Origin of the sequence: Streptomyces sp. NRRL F-5122 (assembly GCF_001507435.1) — a bacterium.
GTDB classification, from domain to species: domain Bacteria; phylum Actinomycetota; class Actinomycetes; order Streptomycetales; family Streptomycetaceae; genus Streptomyces; species Streptomyces lannensis.
In genome coordinates this window covers 37,253-55,815 of the sequence record NZ_LMWH01000241.1, presented here as the reverse complement: position 1 = coordinate 55,815, position 18,563 = coordinate 37,253, and the positions used below count along the sequence as shown (strand labels likewise).

15 protein-coding genes are annotated in these 18,563 nt (G+C 70.5%); 8 read left to right on the top strand and 7 right to left on the bottom strand.

All coding sequences use genetic code 11. From position 1 onward, the window contains the following. Positions 1-46 precede the first annotated feature (46 nt). Complete coding sequence (gene metG / locus ADL25_RS26750; RefSeq protein ID WP_059130391.1) at positions 47-1,762, top strand: methionine--tRNA ligase; 1,716 nt, start codon at positions 47-49, stop codon at positions 1,760-1,762. A 187-nt stretch (positions 1,763-1,949) separates the two neighbouring features. On the opposite strand, the gene aspS is transcribed toward metG, so the two are convergent. Then, the gene (aspS, locus tag ADL25_RS26745) at positions 1,950-3,713 is read right to left on the bottom strand and encodes an aspartate--tRNA ligase (RefSeq protein WP_059130390.1); all 1,764 of its coding nucleotides are present in this window, start codon (positions 3,711-3,713) and stop codon (positions 1,950-1,952) included. A 253-nt stretch (positions 3,714-3,966) separates the two neighbouring features. Here aspS and ADL25_RS26740 point away from each other — a divergent pair, with 253 nt between their 5' ends. Continuing rightward, a complete protein-coding gene (locus ADL25_RS26740; protein WP_059130389.1) occupies positions 3,967-6,132 on the top strand; it encodes a SpoIIE family protein phosphatase in 2,166 nt (721 codons plus the stop codon). Positions 6,133-6,166: 34 nt separating this feature from the next. Here ADL25_RS26740 and ADL25_RS26735 read toward each other — a convergent pair whose 3' ends face one another. From ADL25_RS26735 to ADL25_RS26725, 3 genes are all read right to left on the bottom strand, one after another. After that, on the bottom strand, positions 6,167-7,240 hold the full coding sequence (locus tag ADL25_RS26735) for an AI-2E family transporter (RefSeq protein ID WP_059130388.1): 1,074 nt from the start codon (positions 7,238-7,240) through the stop codon (positions 6,167-6,169). Between the two features lie 94 nt (positions 7,241-7,334). Beyond that, positions 7,335-8,315, bottom strand: coding sequence for a pirin family protein (locus ADL25_RS26730; protein WP_059130387.1), 981 nt, complete (start codon positions 8,313-8,315; stop codon positions 7,335-7,337). Positions 8,316-9,098: 783 nt separating this feature from the next. Continuing rightward, on the bottom strand, positions 9,099-9,590 hold the full coding sequence (locus tag ADL25_RS26725) for an SseB family protein (RefSeq protein ID WP_059130386.1): 492 nt from the start codon (positions 9,588-9,590) through the stop codon (positions 9,099-9,101). A gap of 143 nt (positions 9,591-9,733) precedes the next feature. Here ADL25_RS26725 and ADL25_RS26720 point away from each other — a divergent pair, with 143 nt between their 5' ends. From ADL25_RS26720 to ADL25_RS26710, 3 genes are all read left to right on the top strand, one after another. Continuing rightward, on the top strand, positions 9,734-11,560 hold the full coding sequence (locus ADL25_RS26720; RefSeq protein WP_059130385.1) for an acyl-CoA dehydrogenase: 1,827 nt from the start codon (positions 9,734-9,736) through the stop codon (positions 11,558-11,560). A 151-nt stretch (positions 11,561-11,711) separates the two neighbouring features. Further along, the gene (locus tag ADL25_RS26715; protein WP_059130384.1) at positions 11,712-13,010 is read left to right on the top strand and encodes a M18 family aminopeptidase; all 1,299 of its coding nucleotides are present in this window, start codon (positions 11,712-11,714) and stop codon (positions 13,008-13,010) included. 97 nt (positions 13,011-13,107) lie between these two features. Then, positions 13,108-13,338, top strand: coding sequence for a DUF6458 family protein (locus ADL25_RS26710; RefSeq protein ID WP_059130383.1), 231 nt, complete (start codon positions 13,108-13,110; stop codon positions 13,336-13,338). A 27-nt stretch (positions 13,339-13,365) separates the two neighbouring features. On the opposite strand, the gene ADL25_RS26705 is transcribed toward ADL25_RS26710, so the two are convergent. Further along, complete coding sequence (locus tag ADL25_RS26705; RefSeq protein WP_059130382.1) at positions 13,366-15,192, bottom strand: thioredoxin-like domain-containing protein; 1,827 nt, start codon at positions 15,190-15,192, stop codon at positions 13,366-13,368. Between the two features lie 150 nt (positions 15,193-15,342). Here ADL25_RS26705 and ADL25_RS26700 point away from each other — a divergent pair, with 150 nt between their 5' ends. Beyond that, positions 15,343-15,552 (top strand): hypothetical protein, encoded by a 210-nt coding sequence (locus ADL25_RS26700; RefSeq protein ID WP_059130381.1) that lies wholly within the window; start codon positions 15,343-15,345, stop codon positions 15,550-15,552. A gap of 110 nt (positions 15,553-15,662) precedes the next feature. Here ADL25_RS26700 and ADL25_RS26695 read toward each other — a convergent pair whose 3' ends face one another. Then, positions 15,663-16,058 carry a cupin domain-containing protein gene (locus ADL25_RS26695; protein ID WP_059130380.1) on the bottom strand — a complete coding sequence of 132 codons (396 nt, stop codon included), beginning with the start codon at positions 16,056-16,058 and terminating at the stop codon, positions 15,663-15,665. Between the two features lie 51 nt (positions 16,059-16,109). Between ADL25_RS26695 and ADL25_RS26690 the strand changes: the two genes are divergently transcribed. Together ADL25_RS26690 and ADL25_RS26685 are read left to right on the top strand one after the other, a co-directional pair. Continuing rightward, on the top strand, positions 16,110-17,108 hold the full coding sequence (locus ADL25_RS26690) for a GlxA family transcriptional regulator (protein ID WP_059130379.1): 999 nt from the start codon (positions 16,110-16,112) through the stop codon (positions 17,106-17,108). Next, a complete protein-coding gene (locus ADL25_RS26685; RefSeq protein ID WP_059130378.1) occupies positions 17,105-17,599 on the top strand; it encodes an LURP-one-related/scramblase family protein in 495 nt (164 codons plus the stop codon). The genes ADL25_RS26690 and ADL25_RS26685 overlap by 4 nt, the downstream gene beginning before the upstream one ends. 101 nt (positions 17,600-17,700) lie before the next feature. Here ADL25_RS26685 and ADL25_RS26680 read toward each other — a convergent pair whose 3' ends face one another. Beyond that, positions 17,701-18,522 carry a maleylpyruvate isomerase family mycothiol-dependent enzyme gene (locus ADL25_RS26680; RefSeq protein WP_059130377.1) on the bottom strand — a complete coding sequence of 274 codons (822 nt, stop codon included), beginning with the start codon at positions 18,520-18,522 and terminating at the stop codon, positions 17,701-17,703. Positions 18,523-18,563: the final 41 nt, after the last annotated feature.

The window sequence follows — 18,563 nt, the reverse complement described above, 5'->3', positions numbered from 1 at the left end:
ATCGGACGCGCCGTCACCCCACGTAGCGACTTGGGAGCAGCCCGCGATGGCTCGACACCTCATCACCAGCGCCCTTCCGTACATCAACGGGATCAAGCACCTGGGCAACATGGTGGGGTCCATGCTCCCTGCGGACGTGTACTCCCGGTACCTCCGCCAGCGTGGCCACGACGTCCTGTACATCTGCGCGACGGACGAGCACGGCACCCCCGCCGAGCTCGCGGCCAAGGAGCTGGGGCTTCCGGTCGCCGAGTTCTGCGCCCAGGCCCATGACGCGCAGAAGGCCGTGTACGACGGCTTCAACCTGGCCTTCGACTACTTCGGGCGCAGCTCGTCCCCGCAGAACCGGGACATCACGCAGGAGATCGCCCGCGAACTCAAGGCGAACGGGTTCATCGAGGAGCGGGCCATCCGCCAGGTGTACTCGAACGCCGACGGCCGCTTCCTGCCCGACCGGTACATCATCGGCACATGTCCGCACTGCGGTTACGACAAGGCGCGCGGCGACCAGTGCGAGAACTGCACCCGTGTCCTGGACCCCACGGACCTGATCGAGCCGCGCTCGGCGATCAGCGGCAGCAGCGACCTCGAGGTCCGCGAGACCAAGCACCTGTTCCTGCTCCAGTCCACGCTGGCCGGCGAGGTCGAGGCATGGGTCGACGAGCGGGCCGACGACTGGCCGGTGCTGGCCTCCTCGATCGCCCGCAAGTGGCTCACCGAGGGTCTGCACGACCGCGCGATCACCCGTGACCTGGACTGGGGTGTCCCGGTCCCCGCCGACACCTGGCCGGAGCTCGCGGCCGAGGGCAAGGTCTTCTACGTCTGGTTCGACGCCCCGATCGAGTACATCGGCGCCACGAAGGAGTGGGCGGACCTCGACCCGGAGAACCGCGACTGGCGCTCCTGGTGGTGGAAGTCGGACGCGGACGTCCACTACACGCAGTTCATGGGCAAGGACAACGTCCCCTTCCACAGCGTGATGTTCCCGGCGACCCTGCTGGGCACCCGCTCGCCGTGGAAGAAGGTCGACGTCATCAAGGCCTTCAACTGGCTGAACTACTACGGCGGCAAGTTCTCCACGTCCCAGAAGCGCGGCGTCTTCACGCACGACGCGCTGGAGATCCTGCCGGCGGACTACTGGCGCTACTTCATGATGGCGAACGCGCCGGAGTCCGACGACTCCTCGTTCACCTGGGAGCACTTCACGGCCACGGTGAACAAGGACCTGGCGGACACGCTCGGCAACTTCGTCAACCGCGTGCTGTCCTTCTCCCGCAAGCGCTTCGGCGACGAGGTGCCGGCGGGCGGTGAGCCGGGCGAGGCGGAGGCGAAGCTCGGCGCGGAGATCGCGCGGCTGCTCGCCGAGTACGAGGAGCACATGGAGACCATCCAGTTCCGCAAGGCGGCGGCCTCGCTGCGCGCCCTGTGGTCGGCGGGCAACTCCTACCTCGAGGAGAAGGCCCCCTGGCTGGAGATCAAGACGAACAAGGAGGGCGCGGCCCTCACCCTCCGCACGGCGATGAACCTGATCCACCTCTACGCCGTCGTCTCGGAGCCGTTCATCCCGACCTCCTCGGCGGCCATGCGCGGCGCCTTCGACCTGGCGGACGACACCGCGGTGTGGGTGACGCAGGACGAGGCCAGGTCCCTCACCGCGGTCGCCGCGGGCACTCCGTTCACCGTGCCGCCGGTCCTCTTCGCCAAGCTCACCGAAGAGGATCTGGAGAACTACAAGGAGCGCTTCGGCGGCGAGACCGAGTAGGACCGCGGAACGCGGGTCGGCAGGACCTCGGGGGCCCGGGAAGCAGCACGCTTCCCGGGCCTCTTCGTGCGGTCACCGGGGCGGTCGCGTTCGGCGACCCGGGCGGCCCCCCGGCGTCGTGTCCGCGGGAAAGACGGACGGGCCCGGAACCCCGACGGGGTTCCGGGCCCGCTCTCGTCGCGCGCGCCTACTTCGGCTGCGGCTTGCGGATGGACAGGTGCAGCTCGCGCAGCCGCGTCTCGTCCAGCTCCGTCGGGGCGCCCATCATCAGGTCCAGGGCGTTGCCGTTCAGCGGGAAGGCGATCGTCTCGCGGATGTTGGGCTCGTCGGCCAGCAGCATGACGATCCGGTCCACGCCCGGCGCGATGCCGCCGTGCGGCGGGGCGCCGAAGCGGAAGGCACGCAGCATGCCCGAGAACTTCTCCTCGACGGTCTCCCGGTCGTAGCCCGCGATCTCGAAGGCCTTGAGCATGATCTCCGGCTCGTGGTTCCGGATGGCGCCGGAGGACAGCTCGACACCGTTGCAGACGATGTCGTACTGCCAGCCCAGGATGTCCAGCGGGTCCTGGGTCTCGAGCGCCTCCAGGCCGCCCTGCGGCATCGAGAACGGGTTGTGCGAGAAGTCGATCGCGCCGGTCTCCTCGTCCTTCTCGTACATCGGGAAGTCGACGATCCAGCAGAAGCGGAAGACGCCCTCCTCGAAGTGGCCCGCGCGCCTGGCGGCCTCCACCCGTACGGCACCCATGATCTTGGAGACCTCGTCGAACTCGCCCGCGCCGAAGAAGACGGCGTGGCCGGCCTCGAGACCGAGGCGCTCGGTGAGCACCTTGACGTTCTCCTCGGTGAGGAACTTGGCGATCGGGCCCGTCAGCGAGCCGTCCTGGGCGACGCGCACCCAGGCCAGTCCCTTGGCGCCCAGCGAGACGGCGTAGTCGCCGAGCTGGTCGAAGAACTTGCGCGGCTGGTCCTGCACGGCCGGCACCGGCAGCGCACGCACGTGCTTGCCCGCGAAGGCCTTGAACTCCGAGCCCTCGAAGACGTCCGTGATGTCCACGAGCTCCAGCTTGGCGCGCAGGTCCGGCTTGTCGGATCCGTACTTCAGCATCGCCTCGCGGAACGGGATCCGCGGGAAGGGGGAGGTGACGTGACGGCCACCGCCGAACTCCTCGAAGATCTCCGTCATGAGCTTCTCGATCGGCTGGAAGACGTCCTCCTGCTCGACGAAGCTCATCTCGACGTCGAGCTGGTAGAACTCGCCCGGCGAACGGTCCGCGCGGGCGTCCTCGTCACGGAAGCAGGGCGCGATCTGGAAGTAGCGGTCGAAGCCGGAGATCATCAGCAGCTGCTTGAACTGCTGCGGGGCCTGCGGCAGCGCGTAGAACCGGCCCGCGTGCAGACGGGAGGGGACGACGAAGTCGCGGGCGCCCTCCGGGGAGGTCGCGCTGAGGATCGGCGTCGCCATCTCGTTGAAGCCCATCGCCGCCATCTTGTGGCGGATGGACGAGATCACGGACGTGCGCAGCATGATGTTGCGGTGCATGCGCTCACGGCGCAGGTCCAGGAAGCGGTGCTCCAGACGCCGCTCCTCGTTCACCCCGTCCTCGGCGTTGATCGTGAAGGGGAGGGGGGCGGCCTCGCCCAGCACCTCCACCTCGCCGACCTCGATCTCGACCTCACCGGTCGGCAGGTCGGGGTTCACGTTCTCCGTGCCGCGGGAGACGACCTTGCCGTCGACACGGACGACCGTCTCCTTGGAGAGCTTGTCGAGCGTCTCGTAGGCGGGCGTGCCCGGACGCGCGACGAGCTGCGTGATGCCGTAGTGGTCGCGCAGATCGATGAAGAGGATGCCGCCCAGGTCGCGCCGATTGTGCAGCCAGCCGCTCAGCCGGACGTCGCCGCCGACGTCAGAGGCGCGGAGCTCGCCGCAGGTGTGGGACCTGTACCGATGCATCGTCGTTCATCCAGTCTTTGCGAATCGGGGTTTTTCCGGGGTCGCGCCCCGGAGCCTCCGGGCGGTCACGGCCCGGACCTACCAAGGGTACCGGCCGCCCCAAGATCGCCTCCCCCTCATTTCGCACGGGCGCGCCCGGATCCCTGGCCCCTGCGTCGCCCGCGCGGGCACCGGGTCGCTCCGGGCCCTTGCAAGATCCGTGATTTCCGACGATGGGTGGCACCCTTCGATCACCTCTTCTTACAGTGGGGCAATGCGCACTGGTGAGCCCCTGCCCGCCGTGGGGGACGTCCTGGCCGCTCTCGCGACCGGTCTGTGGCGCTACGACGCCGCCGCAGGACTCGTGACGCTGGACGCCGAGGCCGCGCGGCTGGTCGGGCTGCCCGCGCAGGCGGCGACGCTCACCCAGGCCGGGATCCGCGCCCGGTTCCACCCCGTCGACTGGAACGAGGTCGACGGAGTCGTCCAGCTCGCCCTGGCCGAGGGCACCATCGCCGAGGTGCGGATGCGGATCATGGACGGGCACGGGCGTGTCGTCCGTACCGTCCGCAGCCGCTCCAAGCCGTCGATCGACCCGCGGACGGGCAAGTACGAGCTGGTCGGCACCCTCCAGGAGGTCACCGACCCCTCCCCGAACGCCGCCCGCTCCCCCATCACCGGCGACTGGCGCCGCTCGCGCGAGGCGTTCCTGCTGGACGCGGGGCGCGCCCTGGCCGAGGCGCGCTCCACACAGGAGGTACTGCGGGTGGCGGCCGGGCTGGCGATGCCCGGCTTCTCCCCCGACGGGCTCGCGGTCTTCGGGGCCGAGGGCGACCGGCTGACCGTCGTCGGGCACCACGGGCACGAACCCGGGGACGAGGAGCCCTTCACGGAGATGTCGCTCGGCACGGACTACCCGGCCGCCGAGGTCGTGCGCACCGGCCGGGCGGTCTATCTGTCCTCGCCCGAGGAGTACCGGGCCCGCTATCCCGCCTCCTGGCCGCTAGCGGCGCCCTTCGGCCGTCAGTCCTGGGCCTATCTGCCGCTGACCGTGGCGGGCCGCACGATGGGCGCGTGGATGGCGGCCTTCAAGTACCCGGTCACGTTCACGCCCGACGAGCGCTCGGTGCTCACCACGGTCGCCCGGATGCTCGCCCAGGCCCTCTCCCGCGCGGGCGCCGCCGAGACGGAGCGGGAGCTGACGGACGGACTGCAGCGCTCGATGCTGCCCACGCTGGGCCCGGAGATACCGGGGATGGCCGTGGCGGCGCGCTACATACCCACCGGCGGCGGGCTCCAGGTGGGCGGCGACTGGTACGACATGATCCAGCTGCCGGGAGGCCGGTTCGCGCTCACCATCGGCGACGTCCAGGGCCATGACGTGCGTGCCGCGGGCCTCATGGGCCAGCTGCGGATAGCGCTGCACGCCTACGCCTCCGAGGGCCATCGCCCGGACGCGGTCCTCTCCCGCGCCTCACGTTTCCTGCACGGCATGACCTACGGCGAGGACGGCGCCGACCTGCGCTTCGCGACCTGCCTCTACGTCGAGGTGGACCCGGCGACCGGAACGCTGGAGATCGCCCGCGCGGGACATCCCGACCCCGCCATCCGCACCGCCGACGGGACGGTGCTGATGCGCCCGACCGCGGGCGGACTGCCGCTCGGCATCGATCCGGACGCGGACTACCCCACCACCCGGCTCGTCCTGGAGCCCGGCGAGACCATGCTCATCTGCACGGACGGGCTCATCGAGACCGGCGGACACGATCTGGACACCGGCTGGCGCCGGATACGGCGGATCCTGGAGGAGCACGACGGCGACACGGAGGAGTTGGCCGAGGCGCTGGTCCAGGCCGTGCACGGGCCCTCCTCGCACCACGCCACGGGGCCGCTGACCGACCGGCGCGAGGACGACATAGCCGTGCTGCTGCTGTGCCGGGCCGGCAACGGGAACCGCTGCACCACGGTGCCGGGCGGCCGGCATGTCGTGCGCCGCACGATGCTGACGGTCAAGCAGGCCGAGCCGGAGCGGGTCGCCGTCGCCCGGCAGCAGGTGCGCGAGCTGCTGCACGACTGGTCCTGCGAGGACCAGGTCAACTCGGCCGTCCTGCTGGTCTCCGAGGTCCTCACGAACGTTCTCGTGCACACCGACACCGACGCGCTCCTCGTCGCGGAGGTCTTCAGCGACCCCGACGGCCTGGACAGCGTGGACGGCAGGCGCGGGCGCCTGGTGCGCGTGGAGGTCACGGACGGCGGCGACGACCTCCCGCACAAGCGCGACCCGGGGGAGCTCGCGTCCTCCGGGCGCGGTCTGGTCCTGATCGAACTGCTCGCCGACGCCTGGGGGGTGGATCCGCGGGGCGAGGGAAAGAGCACCTGGTTCGAGCTGCACGAGGAGCCCGCGAAGGAGGACGGGGAGGCTCAGGACCCGCTTCTCTGAGGGTCGAGGGCGTCCCGCACACCGCCGGCGGTGCTCACCGCCCGCCCTCGGGTTCCGGCGGCGGGGTCCGGTCCGCCTCGCCGTCGCCGTAGCGCTCCTTGAGCTCATGGGCGACGCCGAACGCCGCCGCCGTCAGCGGGACGGCCAGCAGCATCCCCAGGATCCCGGCGACCGACGCGCCCGCGGTGATCGCCAGCAGCACCGCCGCGGGATGCATCTGCACGGTCCGGCTCTGGATCACCGGCTGGAGTACATGTCCCTCCAGCAGCTGCACGGCGACGACCACGCCGAGCGCCCACAGAGCGATGACGAACCCGCGGTCGGCGAGGGCGACCAGGATCGCGACCGCGCCGGAGAGGAAGGCCCCGAGGTAGGGGACGTAGGCGCCGACGAAGACGAGCGCACCGAGCCCGATCGCACCCGGCACGCCGAGGATCAGCAGCCCCACGGTGATGCAGATCGCATCGATGAGCGCGATGATCGTGGTCCCGCGCATGAACCCCTCGACCGCCTCGAAGGCACGCCGCGCCATGACCTCGACGCTGTCGGCGGCACCGTGCGGGACGAGCGAGCGCAGCAGTCCGGTGACCCGGGCGGAGTCGCGCAGGAAGAAGAAGACGAGGAGCAGGGCCAGAACGGCCATGGCGATCGACTCGCCGACGACGCTGACCCCGCTGATGACGTTGGAGGCGGCGGTCCCGCCGAACTTGGTCAGCAGTTCCCGGGAATGGGACACCAGGTCGTCCAGTGACGTCCCGGCGGCCCCGAAGTGCTGCGCGAGCGACTTCGCGGCGTGTCTGAGCGAGTCGACGATCTGTGCGCCGCTGTCCATGAGCGCCGTGACGACGACGTACACGGCCCCGCCCACCACGGCCACCACGGCGACGCAGGTGATCACGGCGGCGAGCGAGCGCTGCACGCCGATCTGCACGAGCCGGCGGTACAGGGGCCCGAGGAGCGCTGTCCCGAGCAGCGCCAGCAGCACGGGCACGACGGCTGTGCGGAACACTCCGCACAGCCGGATCACGACCCAGCCGACCCCCGTGACCAGCAGGACGACCGCGCACCACGCGGCGAGCCGGCGGACGGGGTCGGGAAGGAGCTGCACCTTCCAAGACCAGCACGCCGAGGGCGGGCTGTCCTGTGCGGACGGCCCGCCCGGGTGACGCGGCGTCAGGCCTGCTCGGCCGCGCGGCTCGTGGTCAGGAGCCCTGCGGACCGCTCTCGGTCATCCCGTGCACCGCGGGGACGGTGCCGAGCCGGCCCTTCTGGAAGTCCTCGAAGGCCTGCTGCAGTTCCTCGCGGGTGTTCATCACGAACGGACCGTAGTGCGCCATCGGCTCACGGATCGGCTGCCCGCCCAGCAGGATGACCTCCAGGTCGGGCGTGTTCGAGTCCTGCTTCTCGTCCGCGCGGACGGTCAGCGAGGAGCCCGCGCCGAACACGGCGGTCTGGCCGAGGTGGATCGGCCGCCGCTCGACGCCCACGGTGCCCCGTCCGGCCAGGACGTACGCGAGGCCGTTGAAGTCCTCGCGCCACGGCAGGGTGACCTCCGCGCCCGGCGCCACGGTCGCGTGGACCAGGCTGATCGGGGTGTGCGTGATGCCCGGGCCCTTGTGGCCGTCCAGCTCACCGGCGATGACGCGCAGCAGTGCGCCCCCGTCGGGGGTCGTCAGAAGCTGCACCTGGCCGCCGCGGATGTCCTGGTAGCGCGGGGCCATCATCTTGTCCTTGGCGGGCAGGTTGACCCAGAGCTGGATGCCGTGGAACAGGCCGCCGGACATCACCAGCGACTCCGGCGGGGCCTCGATGTGCAGCAGGCCCGAACCGGCGGTCATCCACTGGGTGTCGCCGTTGGTGATGGTGCCACCACCGCCCTGGGAGTCCTGGTGGTCGAAGATCCCGTCGATGATGTACGTGACGGTTTCGAAGCCACGGTGGGGGTGCCACGGGGTGCCCTTGGGCTCGCCCGGCGCGTACTCCACCTCGCCCATCTGGTCCATCATGATGAACGGGTCGAGGTGGCGGTAGTGGATCCCGGCGAAGGCGCGACGGACCGGGAAGCCCTCGCCCTCGAAACCGCTGGGTGCGGTCGTGACACCGAGCACGGGTCGGGCCACCGCGTCGGCCGAAGCGACCACGCGGGGCAGGGTCAGCGGGTTTTCGACGGTCACTGCAGGCATGTCGGTACCTCCTTGTGCTCTCACTTTAGTTGATGGTTGAACTTTCTGCCACCCGGAACACGGAAAGCCCGGAGGGCATTCCCTCCGGGCTCCCGTCGCCCGCTCGGTGCGTCACTCGGTCAAGTACAGGCACTTCCAGGCGCCGTAGGCCGTGAGGTCACGGTGTCGCCGGACCTCGGAGCCGGACGGGTACCGCCGGCTCGGCCGGGACGGGTTCCGCCGCGGCCGCACTCGGCGCGACCGAACCGGTAAGGACCGCGAGCGCCGTCGCCGCCGAGGCGCTGCGCTGCGCACGGTGCTGGAACCCCCACAAGAGATCCCGGGGTCGCCGGGAGATGAGAGTGCCGCGCGGCACCCGGACGCCACCGCGGGAGAGCGGTCGGCATGCGGGGCGCGGCTGCCGGAGGGAACTCTATGGCATGTTCGTGACAAGATTGGAGGGAATCACCCGGCCGTCACGGGGGGACCGGCCCGGAAGATCGGCCGTCCGTGAGGCCGAGGCGCAGGGCCCCCGACAGGACAACGGCGTCGGCCGTGCACGGCACGTCCCCCGGCCGCCCGCACGGCAAGGGCGGACGGCCGTCGGCGAGGAGCCGGCGTCCAGGGTCTGCCGGCCGGATCGGGTCGGCCGCGGGAGACTGCGCCTTCGGTCGACCGGGCGGGGCGTGGTGCGTGCGCCGCAAGGCGAAGGAGGACGGCGAGACGAAGCGTCGGCAACCGACGACAGCACGGCGGATGCGCCTGCCGCACACCGCGACGTCGGTCTGATCCGAACGTCGGGCCCTAGCCGTACATCCGCCGCATCGCGAACTCCACCATCTGCTCGACCGCCTTGGCGTCGAAGACCATCCGGTGCTCGCCCTCCATGTCCAGGACGAACCCGTACCCGGTCGGCAGCAGATCGATCACCTCGGCCCCGGTGATCACGAAGTACTTCGACTCCTTGCCGGCGTAGCGGCGCAGCTCCTTGAGGGAGGTGAACATGGGGATCACGGGCTGCTGGGTGTTGTGCAGCGCCAGGAATCCCGGATTGTCGCCGCGCGGGCAGTACACCTTGGACGTGGCGAGGATCTGCTGGAAGTCCTCGGCCGACATCGACCCGGTGGTGAACGCCCGGACCGCGTCCGCGAGCGACGGCGGGGACGGCTCGGGGTACAGCGGGGGCTGCTGGCCGTACCCGCCGGGCATCTGCCCGCCCGGCATCTGCTGCCCGGGCATCTGCTGCTGCGCCGAGGCGTACTGCTGCTGCGCGCCCGTGTTCTGGTAGCCGTACATGCCCCAAAGAGTAGTGGGCCACATCAGGGCCATGAGGGGTTGATTCTTATTACCGACGGGTAGCATCATCGGAGCTACTAGTTGGTATGTGAACCAGATGCGAGGAGACAGTGCCTCGCCGATCCCGCTACGGAGCCGTCGCCATGGGGCACTACAAGTCGAATCTCCGCGACATCGAGTTCAACCTCTTCGAGGTGCTCGGGCGCGACAAGCTGTACGGCACCGGTCCGTTCGCGGAGATGGACACGGACACCGCCAAGAGCGTCCTCGAGGAGCTCACCCGCCTGTCCGAGAACGAGCTGGCCGAGTCCTTCGCCGACGCCGACCGCAACCCGCCGGTCTTCGACCCCGAGACCAACACCGCGCCCGTCCCGGCGTCCTTCAAGAAGAGCTACAAGGCCTTCATGGACTCCGAGTACTGGCGTCTCGGACTGCCGGAGGAGATCGGCGGCACCAACACCCCGCCGTCGCTGATCTGGTCGTACGCGGAGCTGGTCCTCGGCTCGAACCCGGCGATCTGGATGTACTCCTCCGGCCCGGCGTTCGCCCGCATCCTCTTCGAGGAGGGCAACGAGGTCCAGAAGAAGATCGCCAAGATCGCCGTCGACAAGACCTGGGGCTCCACCATGGTGCTCACCGAGCCGGACGCCGGCTCGGACGTGGGCGCCGGGCGGACCAAGGCCGTCCGGCAGGAGGACGGCTCCTGGCACATCGAGGGCGTGAAGCGGTTCATCACCTCCGGTGAGCACGACATGGAGGAGAACATCCTCCACTACGTCCTCGCCCGTCCCGAGGGTGCCGGCCCCGGCACCAAGGGCCTGTCCCTCTTCCTCGTGCCGAAGTACCTCTTCGACTTCGAGACCGGCGAGCTGGGCGAGCGCAACGGCGTGTACGCCACCAACGTCGAGCACAAGATGGGCCTGAAGGCCTCCAACACCTGCGAGATGACCTTCGGTGACCGCCACCCGGCCAAGGGCTGGCTGATCGGCGACAAGCACGACGGCATCCGCCAGATGTTCCGCATCATCGAGTTCGCCCGCATGATGGTCGGCACGAAGGCGATCTCCACGCTGTCCACCGGCTACCTGAACGCGCTCGAGTACGCCAAGGAGCGCGTGCAGGGCACGGATCTGGCCGACTTCATGGACAAGGCCGCGCCCAAGGTCACCATCACGCACCACCCCGACGTGCGCCGCTCGCTGATGACGCAGAAGGCCTACGCGGAGGGCATGCGCGCCCTCGTCCTGCACACGGCCTCCGTCCAGGACGCGATCGCGGTCAAGGAGGCGAACGGCGAGGACGCCTCCGCCGAGCACGCCCTGAACGACCTGCTCCTGCCGATCGTCAAGGGCTACGGCTCCGAGAAGGGCTACGAGCAGCTCGCCCAGTCCCTGCAGACCTTCGGCGGCTCCGGCTTCCTGCAGGAGTACCCGATCGAGCAGTACATCCGCGACGCCAAGATCGACACCCTGTACGAGGGCACGACCGCGATCCAGGGCCAGGACTTCTTCTTCCGGAAGATCGTCCGCAATCAGGGCGCGGCGCTGAACTCCCTCGCCGAGGACATCAAGAAGTTCCTGGCGCTCGGCACGGGCGGCGAGGATCTGTCGGGTGCCCGCGAACACCTCGCCAAGGCGGCCGTCGAGCTGGAGGCCATCGTCGGCCTGATGCTGACCGACCTCGCCGCCACCGAGAAGGACGTCAAGAACATCTACAAGGTGGGCCTCAACACCACCCGCCTGCTGATGGCCTCCGGCGACGTCATCGTCGGCTACCTCCTGCTGAGGGGTGCCGCGATCGCCACCGAGAAGCTTCAGACGGCCTCCACCAGGGACAAGGCGTTCTACACCGGCAAGATCGCGGCCGCGAAGTTCTTCGCGGCCAACGTCCTGCCGGGCGTGACCCTGGCGCGCAAGGTGGCCGAAGGCGTGGACCTGGACCTCATGGAGCTGGACGAGGCCGCCTTCTAGAACGCCGTCGGCCCGGACCCGTCACCCGCGGCGTCCGTACGGGCCCGCAGGCGCTCCGGCCCCTCGGGAACCCCGACTCTCCACATCCCCCTTACGAGGGCCCGCTCCCGATCACCGGGAGCGGGCCCTCGTCCGTCGTTAAGGTGAACACATGAGCACAAGCCTCCGCTTCGACCGCGGCCACACCGACGACCTCATGTCCTTCCTGGCGGCGAGCCCGTCGCCGTACCACGCCGTGGCGCACGCCGCCGAGCGGCTGGAGAAGGCAGGCTTCCGCCAGGTCGCCGAGACGGATGCGTGGGACGGCACGAGCGGCGGCAGGTACGTGCTGCGCGGAGGCGCGATCATCGCGTGGTACGTCCCCGAGGGTGCCGAAGCCCACACGCCGTTCCGGATCATGGGCGCGCACACCGACTCCCCGAACCTCCGGGTGAAGCCGCGCCCGGACAGCGGTGCGCACGGCTGGCGGCAGATCGCCGTGGAGATCTACGGCGGCCCCCTGCTCAACTCCTGGCTGGACCGGGACCTCGGCCTTTCGGGCCGGCTGTCCCTGCGTGACGGCACCACCCGCCTGGTGAACGTCGACAGACCGCTGCTGCGCGTGCCGCAGCTGGCCATCCACCTGGACCGCTCGGTCTCCGCCGAGGGGCTGAAGCTCGACAAGCAGCGCCACCTCCAGCCTGTCTGGGGCCTGGGCGACGACGTGCGCGACGGGGACCTGATCGCCTTCCTGGAGGAGGAGTTCGGCCTGGCCACGGGCGAGGTGACGGGCTGGGACCTGATGACCCATTCCGTCGAGCCGCCGGCCTACCTGGGCCGGGACAAGGACCTGGTGGCGGGGCCGCGTATGGACAACCTGCTGTCGGTGCACGCGGCCACCGCGGCACTGGCGGCCGTGGCCACCTCCGACGCCGGCCTGTCGTACATCCCCGTGCTCGCGGCCTTCGACCACGAGGAGAACGGCTCCCAGTCGGACACGGGTGCCGACGGCCCGCTGCTCGGATCGGTGCTGGAGCGCTCGGTGTTCGCCCGGGGCGGTTCGTACGAGGACCGGGCCCGTGCCTTCGCCGGCTCGATCTGCCTGTCCTCCGACACCGGGCACGCCGTCCACCCCAACTACGCGGAGCGGCACGATCCGACCCACCACCCCCGGGCCAACGGCGGCCCCATCCTCAAGGTGAACGTCAACAACCGCTACGCCACGGACGGTTCGGGCCGGGCCGTCTTCGCCGCGGCCTGTGAGAAGGCGAACGTGCCCTTCCAGTCCTTCGTGTCGAACAACTCGATGCCCTGCGGCACGACCATCGGCCCCATCACGGCGGCCCGCCACGGCATCCGCACCGTCGACATCGGCGCGGCGATCCTGTCCATGCACAGCACCCGCGAGCTGTGCGGCGCGGACGACCCCCACATGCTGGCGAACGCGCTGGTGGCGTTCCTGGAGGGGTGAGGAACCGAGCCGCGACCGCCGCCGCGCATGCCCACCCCGGACCCGGGTACCCGGGTCCGGGGCCGGAAGGGCCGGCCCCGCAGGGAGGGCAGGAGTCATGGGCCTGGGCGGATGCATCATCCTGATCGCCGTCGGCGCCATCCTCGCGTTCGCGACCGACTGGCACATGCAGGGCGTCGACCTTCAACTGGTCGGAGTCATCTGCATGATCGTCGGCCTCATAGGGGTGGCCACGTTCAGCAGCATCTACCGCCGCAGGCGGGTCGTGGTGCCGCCACCGGTCGTCGAGGAGGAGCGGCACCACCCCCGGGACGGGTACGGGCTCTGACCCCGCACCCGCCCGGCCCGTCGGGCACTACTCCGCGTCCATGCCCGCCAGCACCAGGGGAAGACGCTCCGCTCCGCCCTGGGTCAGACGGACGGGGACTCCCCAGTCCTGCTGGTGGACGTGGCACGCCGGGTACTCGTTGGCGGGATCGTCGTCGCAGGACGCGGCCATCGCCGAGACGTGCAGGACGCCCTCGGACACGGCCGGGTTCAGCTCGAGCTCACGCGAGAGGTCCGTGTCCGCTCCCTCGCCCTTGAGCAGCAGCTCGGGCGGGGTCGAGGAGACCAGCAGCCGGGTCGAGGGGCCGTAGCGGGTGTCGAGCTTCTGACCGGCCGGAGCCTGGAAGATCACATCCAGCCGCAGCCCGCCCGGCGCCACTTCGGTCGCCGCCCGCTGGGTGCGGTGGGCCACCGAGGCGACCTGGACCGCCGCCTCGGGCAGCCGCAGCCGGGTCAGCCGGTGGCGGGCCGACTCCACGACCACGATGTCCTCGCCGACGAGCACCGCGTCCGAGGGCTCCCGCAGATCCGTCGCCAGCGTGCTCACCTCGCCGGTGGCCGGATCGTAGCGACGCAGGGCGTGGTTGTAGGTGTCGCTGACCGCCACCGAGCCGTCCGGCAGCGCGGTCACGCCCAACGGGTGCTGGAGCAGCGCCTGTTCCGCCGCGCCGTCGCGGTGCCCGAAGTCGAACAGCCCTGTGCCGACGGCCGTGTGGACCGCGCCGTCCCGGTCCACCCAGCGCAGGGCGCTCGTCTCGGAGTCCGCCAGCCACAGTCGCTCCCCGTCGGTGGAGACCGCGAGCCCGGAGGGCTGGGCGAACCAGGCCTCGGCGCCCGGTCCGTCCACCAGCCCCTCGTTCGTGGTCCCGGCCGCCACCTCGACCGAGGCCGACTCCGGGTCGTACGTCCACAGTTGGTGCACACCGGCCATCGCGATCCAGACCCGGCCGCCGAAGACCGCCACGTCCCACGGTGAGGAGAGGTCCACCTCCCGGGCGGGACCGGACGTGGGCGAACCCTGCCACCACTGCCTGCCGGTGCCCGCCAGGGTGGTGACCTCGCCGGTCGCCGGGTCCAGTCGGCGCAGCGCGTGGTTCACAGTGTCGGCGACGACCACCGCACCCTCGTCCAGCAGCGCGAGTCCCTGCGGCTCGCTGAAGGCCGCCGCGTCCGCCGGACCGTCCGCGAAGCCCCGTGCGCCCGACCCGATCCGGCGCACGACCGTCTCCCCGTCCGCGGCCAGCTCCACCAGCTGGTGCCGGGTGGTGTCGCTGACGAGGAACGTCCCGGACGGCAGCAGAAGCGCCTTGCCCGGGAAGCGCAGGGACGTGGGGCTGGGCTCCGGCGCCACGTACGGGCCGTCGCCGCGGCGCAGGGTGCCCTTGGCCGCGTGTTCCTCCTCCAGCTCCGCAACGAGCCGCGCTATCGCGTGCGCATGCCCCTCCCCCGCGTGCTGGGCGACCACATAGCCCTCGGGGTCGATGACCACGAGCGTCGGCCAGGCGCGGACGGCGTACTGCTTCCAGGTGGCGAGCTCGGGGTCGTCGAGGACGGGGTGCTCCACGCCGTACCGCTCGACGGCGTCCACCACCGCCTGGTGCTCCGCCTCGTGGACGAACTTCGGGGAGTGCACACCGATGATCACCACGGTGTCGCGGTGCTTCTCCTCCAGCTCGCGCAGCTCGTCCAGGACGTGCAGGCAGTTGATGCAGCAGAACGTCCAAAAATCGAGGATGACGACACGTCCTCGCAGGTCGGCGAGGGTGTACTGCTCACCGCCCGTGTTCAGCCAGCCACCCTTGCCGATCAGCTCGGGGGCACGGACACGGACGCGACGCGGTGCGGAGTGGTTCATGGGTCAAGAGTGCCATCCGGGGCGAAGTCACCGCGGAGCCTGTGGACAACCTCGGTGACCGTCCGTGCACGCCCGTCCACAGGATGCGTCCGTGCGGTCACCGAGAGATGCTCGACGCAGACAGGGGGGTCATTGCAAGGGAGCAGTTCCATGCCACGAGACATCGACGACCAGATGCCCCGCCGGGACCGCGCACGCGAGTACGGCGAGATCTCCGGCGAACGGTCGCGCGACCGGGAGCGGCACGAGCAGGACCCGGGCGGGTCCGACGCCTCGGACCCCGATCTGCGCCGTGAACGCGGGGACGGTCGCACGTCGTGGGACGACGACGATGACGACATGCGGCAGGGCTACCGGTAGGCCCTGCCCCGCCCCGCGCTCCGCCGGTGGCCCCATCGAGGTATCCGAGCGAGTCCCCCGCGCCCCGGCGGGGGACTCGTCCGCGTCAGGGGCCCGGGCCCTTGGACCCCTCAGTCCAGCGTGTGCCCCGTGGTCGCGTCCACATGGTCGGGGATCTCCTCGTGGCGGTCGCCGACCGTCACGGTCCCGGTGGGCTCGAACATGAGGATGGAGGCGCCGGCGGGGGCGGACGGTTTGTGCTCCGTGCCCCGGGGGACGGTGAAGACCGACCCGCGGGGCAGCGTGACCGTGCGCTCTCCGGCCGGCTCGCGCAGCGCGATGATCAGTTCGCCGTCCAGGACGAGGAAGAACTCGTCGGTGTGGTCGTGCGTGTGCCAGAGGTGCTCGCCCTCGACCTTGGCGACGCGGACGTCGTAGTCGTTGACGGCGGTGACGATGCGCGGGCTCCACAGCTCGGTGAAGGAGGCGAGGGCCGTGGCGAGGGAGACGGGTTCCTTGGGTTCCATGCCGCCATCGTGCGGGTGTCGCCCGGACCGCACGAGTGCTAGAAATCGCATATGCCGCAAGGATCCTCTCAGGCGCCGTCAGTGCACCGGGTCGTGCTCGTCGTGGACGAGAACTCCAACCCCTTCGAGATGGGCTGCGCCATCGAGGTCTTCGGGCTCGAGCGGCCCGAGCTGGGCCGCAGGCTCTACGACTTCCGGTTGTGCGCCGCAGCGCCGACGACCCGGATGCGGGACGGCTTCTTCTCGCTGACCGGCGTCGCGGGCCTGGAGGCCGTCGACGACGCGGACACACTGATCGTGCCGAACCGGCCCGACACCGACACCCCGCGCTCGCCGGAGGTCCTGGACGCCGTGCGCAGGGCACACGCGCGGGGAGCACGGCTGATCGGCTTCTGCTCCGGCGCCTTCACCCTCGCCGAGGCCGGGCTGCTCGACGGGCGACGCGCGGCCTGCCACTGGATGTGGGGCGCGTCGTTCCGGGCGCGGTTCCCACAGGTCGAGCTGGAGCCGGACGTGCTCTTCGTCGACGACGGCGACATCCTCACCGCCTCGGGCAGCGCGTCGGCCCTCGACCTCGCGCTGCACGTCGTGCGCCGCGACCACGGCGCCGAGATCGCCAACGCCGTCTCCCGCCGGCTGGTCTTCGCGGCGCACCGCGACGGCGGACAGCGGCAGTTCGTGGAGCGGCCGGTGCCCGAGGTGCCGGACGAGTCGCTGGCACCGCTTCTGGCCTGGGCCCAGGAACATCTCGCCGAACCGCTCACCGTCGCCGGCCTCGCGGCGCGCGCCGCGGTGAGCTCCGCCACCCTGCACCGCCGCTTCCGCGCCCAGCTGGGCACCACACCGCTGGCCTGGCTGACCGGGGAGCGGATCGCCCTCGCCTGCCGGCTGATCGAACGCGGGGAGGAGCGGCTGGACGTGGTCGCGGCGCGCAGCGGTCTCGGCACGGCCGCCAACCTGCGGGCACGGCTCAGGCGCGAGACCGGACTCAGTCCGTCGGCCTACCGACGGCGTTTCGGACCGGCCACGGGGGAAGCCCTTCTCGTATGAGATTCCTCGTACGAGACCGGCTGCTCGGCTTCGGTGACGACTACTGGATCGAGGACCAGCACGGCAACAAGGTCTTCCTGGTCGACGGCAAGGCGATGCGGCTGCGGGACACCTTCGAACTGAAGGACACGCAGGGGCGGGTCCTGATCGACATCCACCAGAAGATGTTCGCCCTGCGCGACACGATGATCATCGAACGTGACGGCGAACCGCTGGCCAGGATCAAGCGCAAGCGGCTGTCCCTCTTGCGCAACCACTACCGCGTCTCGCTGGCGGACGGCTCGGAACTCGACGTCAGCGGCAAGATCCTCGACCGTGAGTTCGCCATCGACTACGACGAGGAACTGCTCGCGCAGATCTCCCGCCGCTGGCTGCACGTCCGGGAGACGTACGGCGTCGACATCGTGCGCGAGGACCTGGACCCGGCTCTGCTGATCGCGGTGGCCGTCTGCGTCATCCATCTGGCCGAGAAGGAACGCGAGGAGGACTGAGCGGCCCGACCGCAGGGGGATGGCGGACCGGACGGCACCGGTCCGGTGCCCTCCTGCGGCCTGCCCGGGAACCGGCCCCCTTCAGGGCCGGTTCCCCTGCTTCACTTCGTCACCGCGAACGCCAGGAAGATCGCCGCCGTGAGCTCCGGGTCCCCCTCGGCCTTGATGCGGTCCGCCACGACGTCCGCAGGGACGCGACCGCAGGCAAGGCGGACGTAGGTCTCCCAGTCGAGCGTGAGCGACACCGTGGGGCCGAGGGAGGGCGCGCCGTCGATCGAGCCGCGGCCCTCCGCGTCGAGGCGGACCGTCCGCAGGAACTCGACGGGGCCGTGGACGTCGAAGACGGTCGCCGAACCGGCGGGCGCGCCGGCCTCCTCGACCACCTTCGGCAGTGCGGCAAGCAGCTCGTCCCGCGTGATGTACGCGCCGGGCGAGTCCAGGTTCCCCGGCCGGCCGAGGGCCGCCCGCAGGTCCTGCTCGTGCACCCACACGTCGAACGCGCGGTACCGCATGGCCTCTTCGAGGGTCTGCTCGGTGCCGAGCGGGCCGCGCACCTTGGTCCCCGGGTCCCGTGTCTCGTTGCGCAGCTGACGGTTGCGGCGGATGATCGTGTACTCCAGCTCGGAGGTCATCTCCGGTGCCGTGTGATGGCGGCGGACGTCGACCTGCATCTCCATGTAGCGCTGGTGCTCGTTGGTGACGTGGAACAGGTCGCGCGGGAGCGTGTGGATCGGCCGCGGGTCGCCCAGCATCTCGCAGTCCATGCCGATCACATGGGAGACGATGTCGCGCACCGACCAGCCGGGGCAGGGGGTCCTGCGGTTCCACTCGCCTTCGACGAGCGGCTGAACCAGTTCGGATATCGCTTCGATGGAGTGGGTCCAAGCGTCGGCGTAGGGCTGGAGGGTGGGATGCAGACTCACGGAACGGGACCCCTCGGGCGGTCGGTGCACGGGCGGTTGTT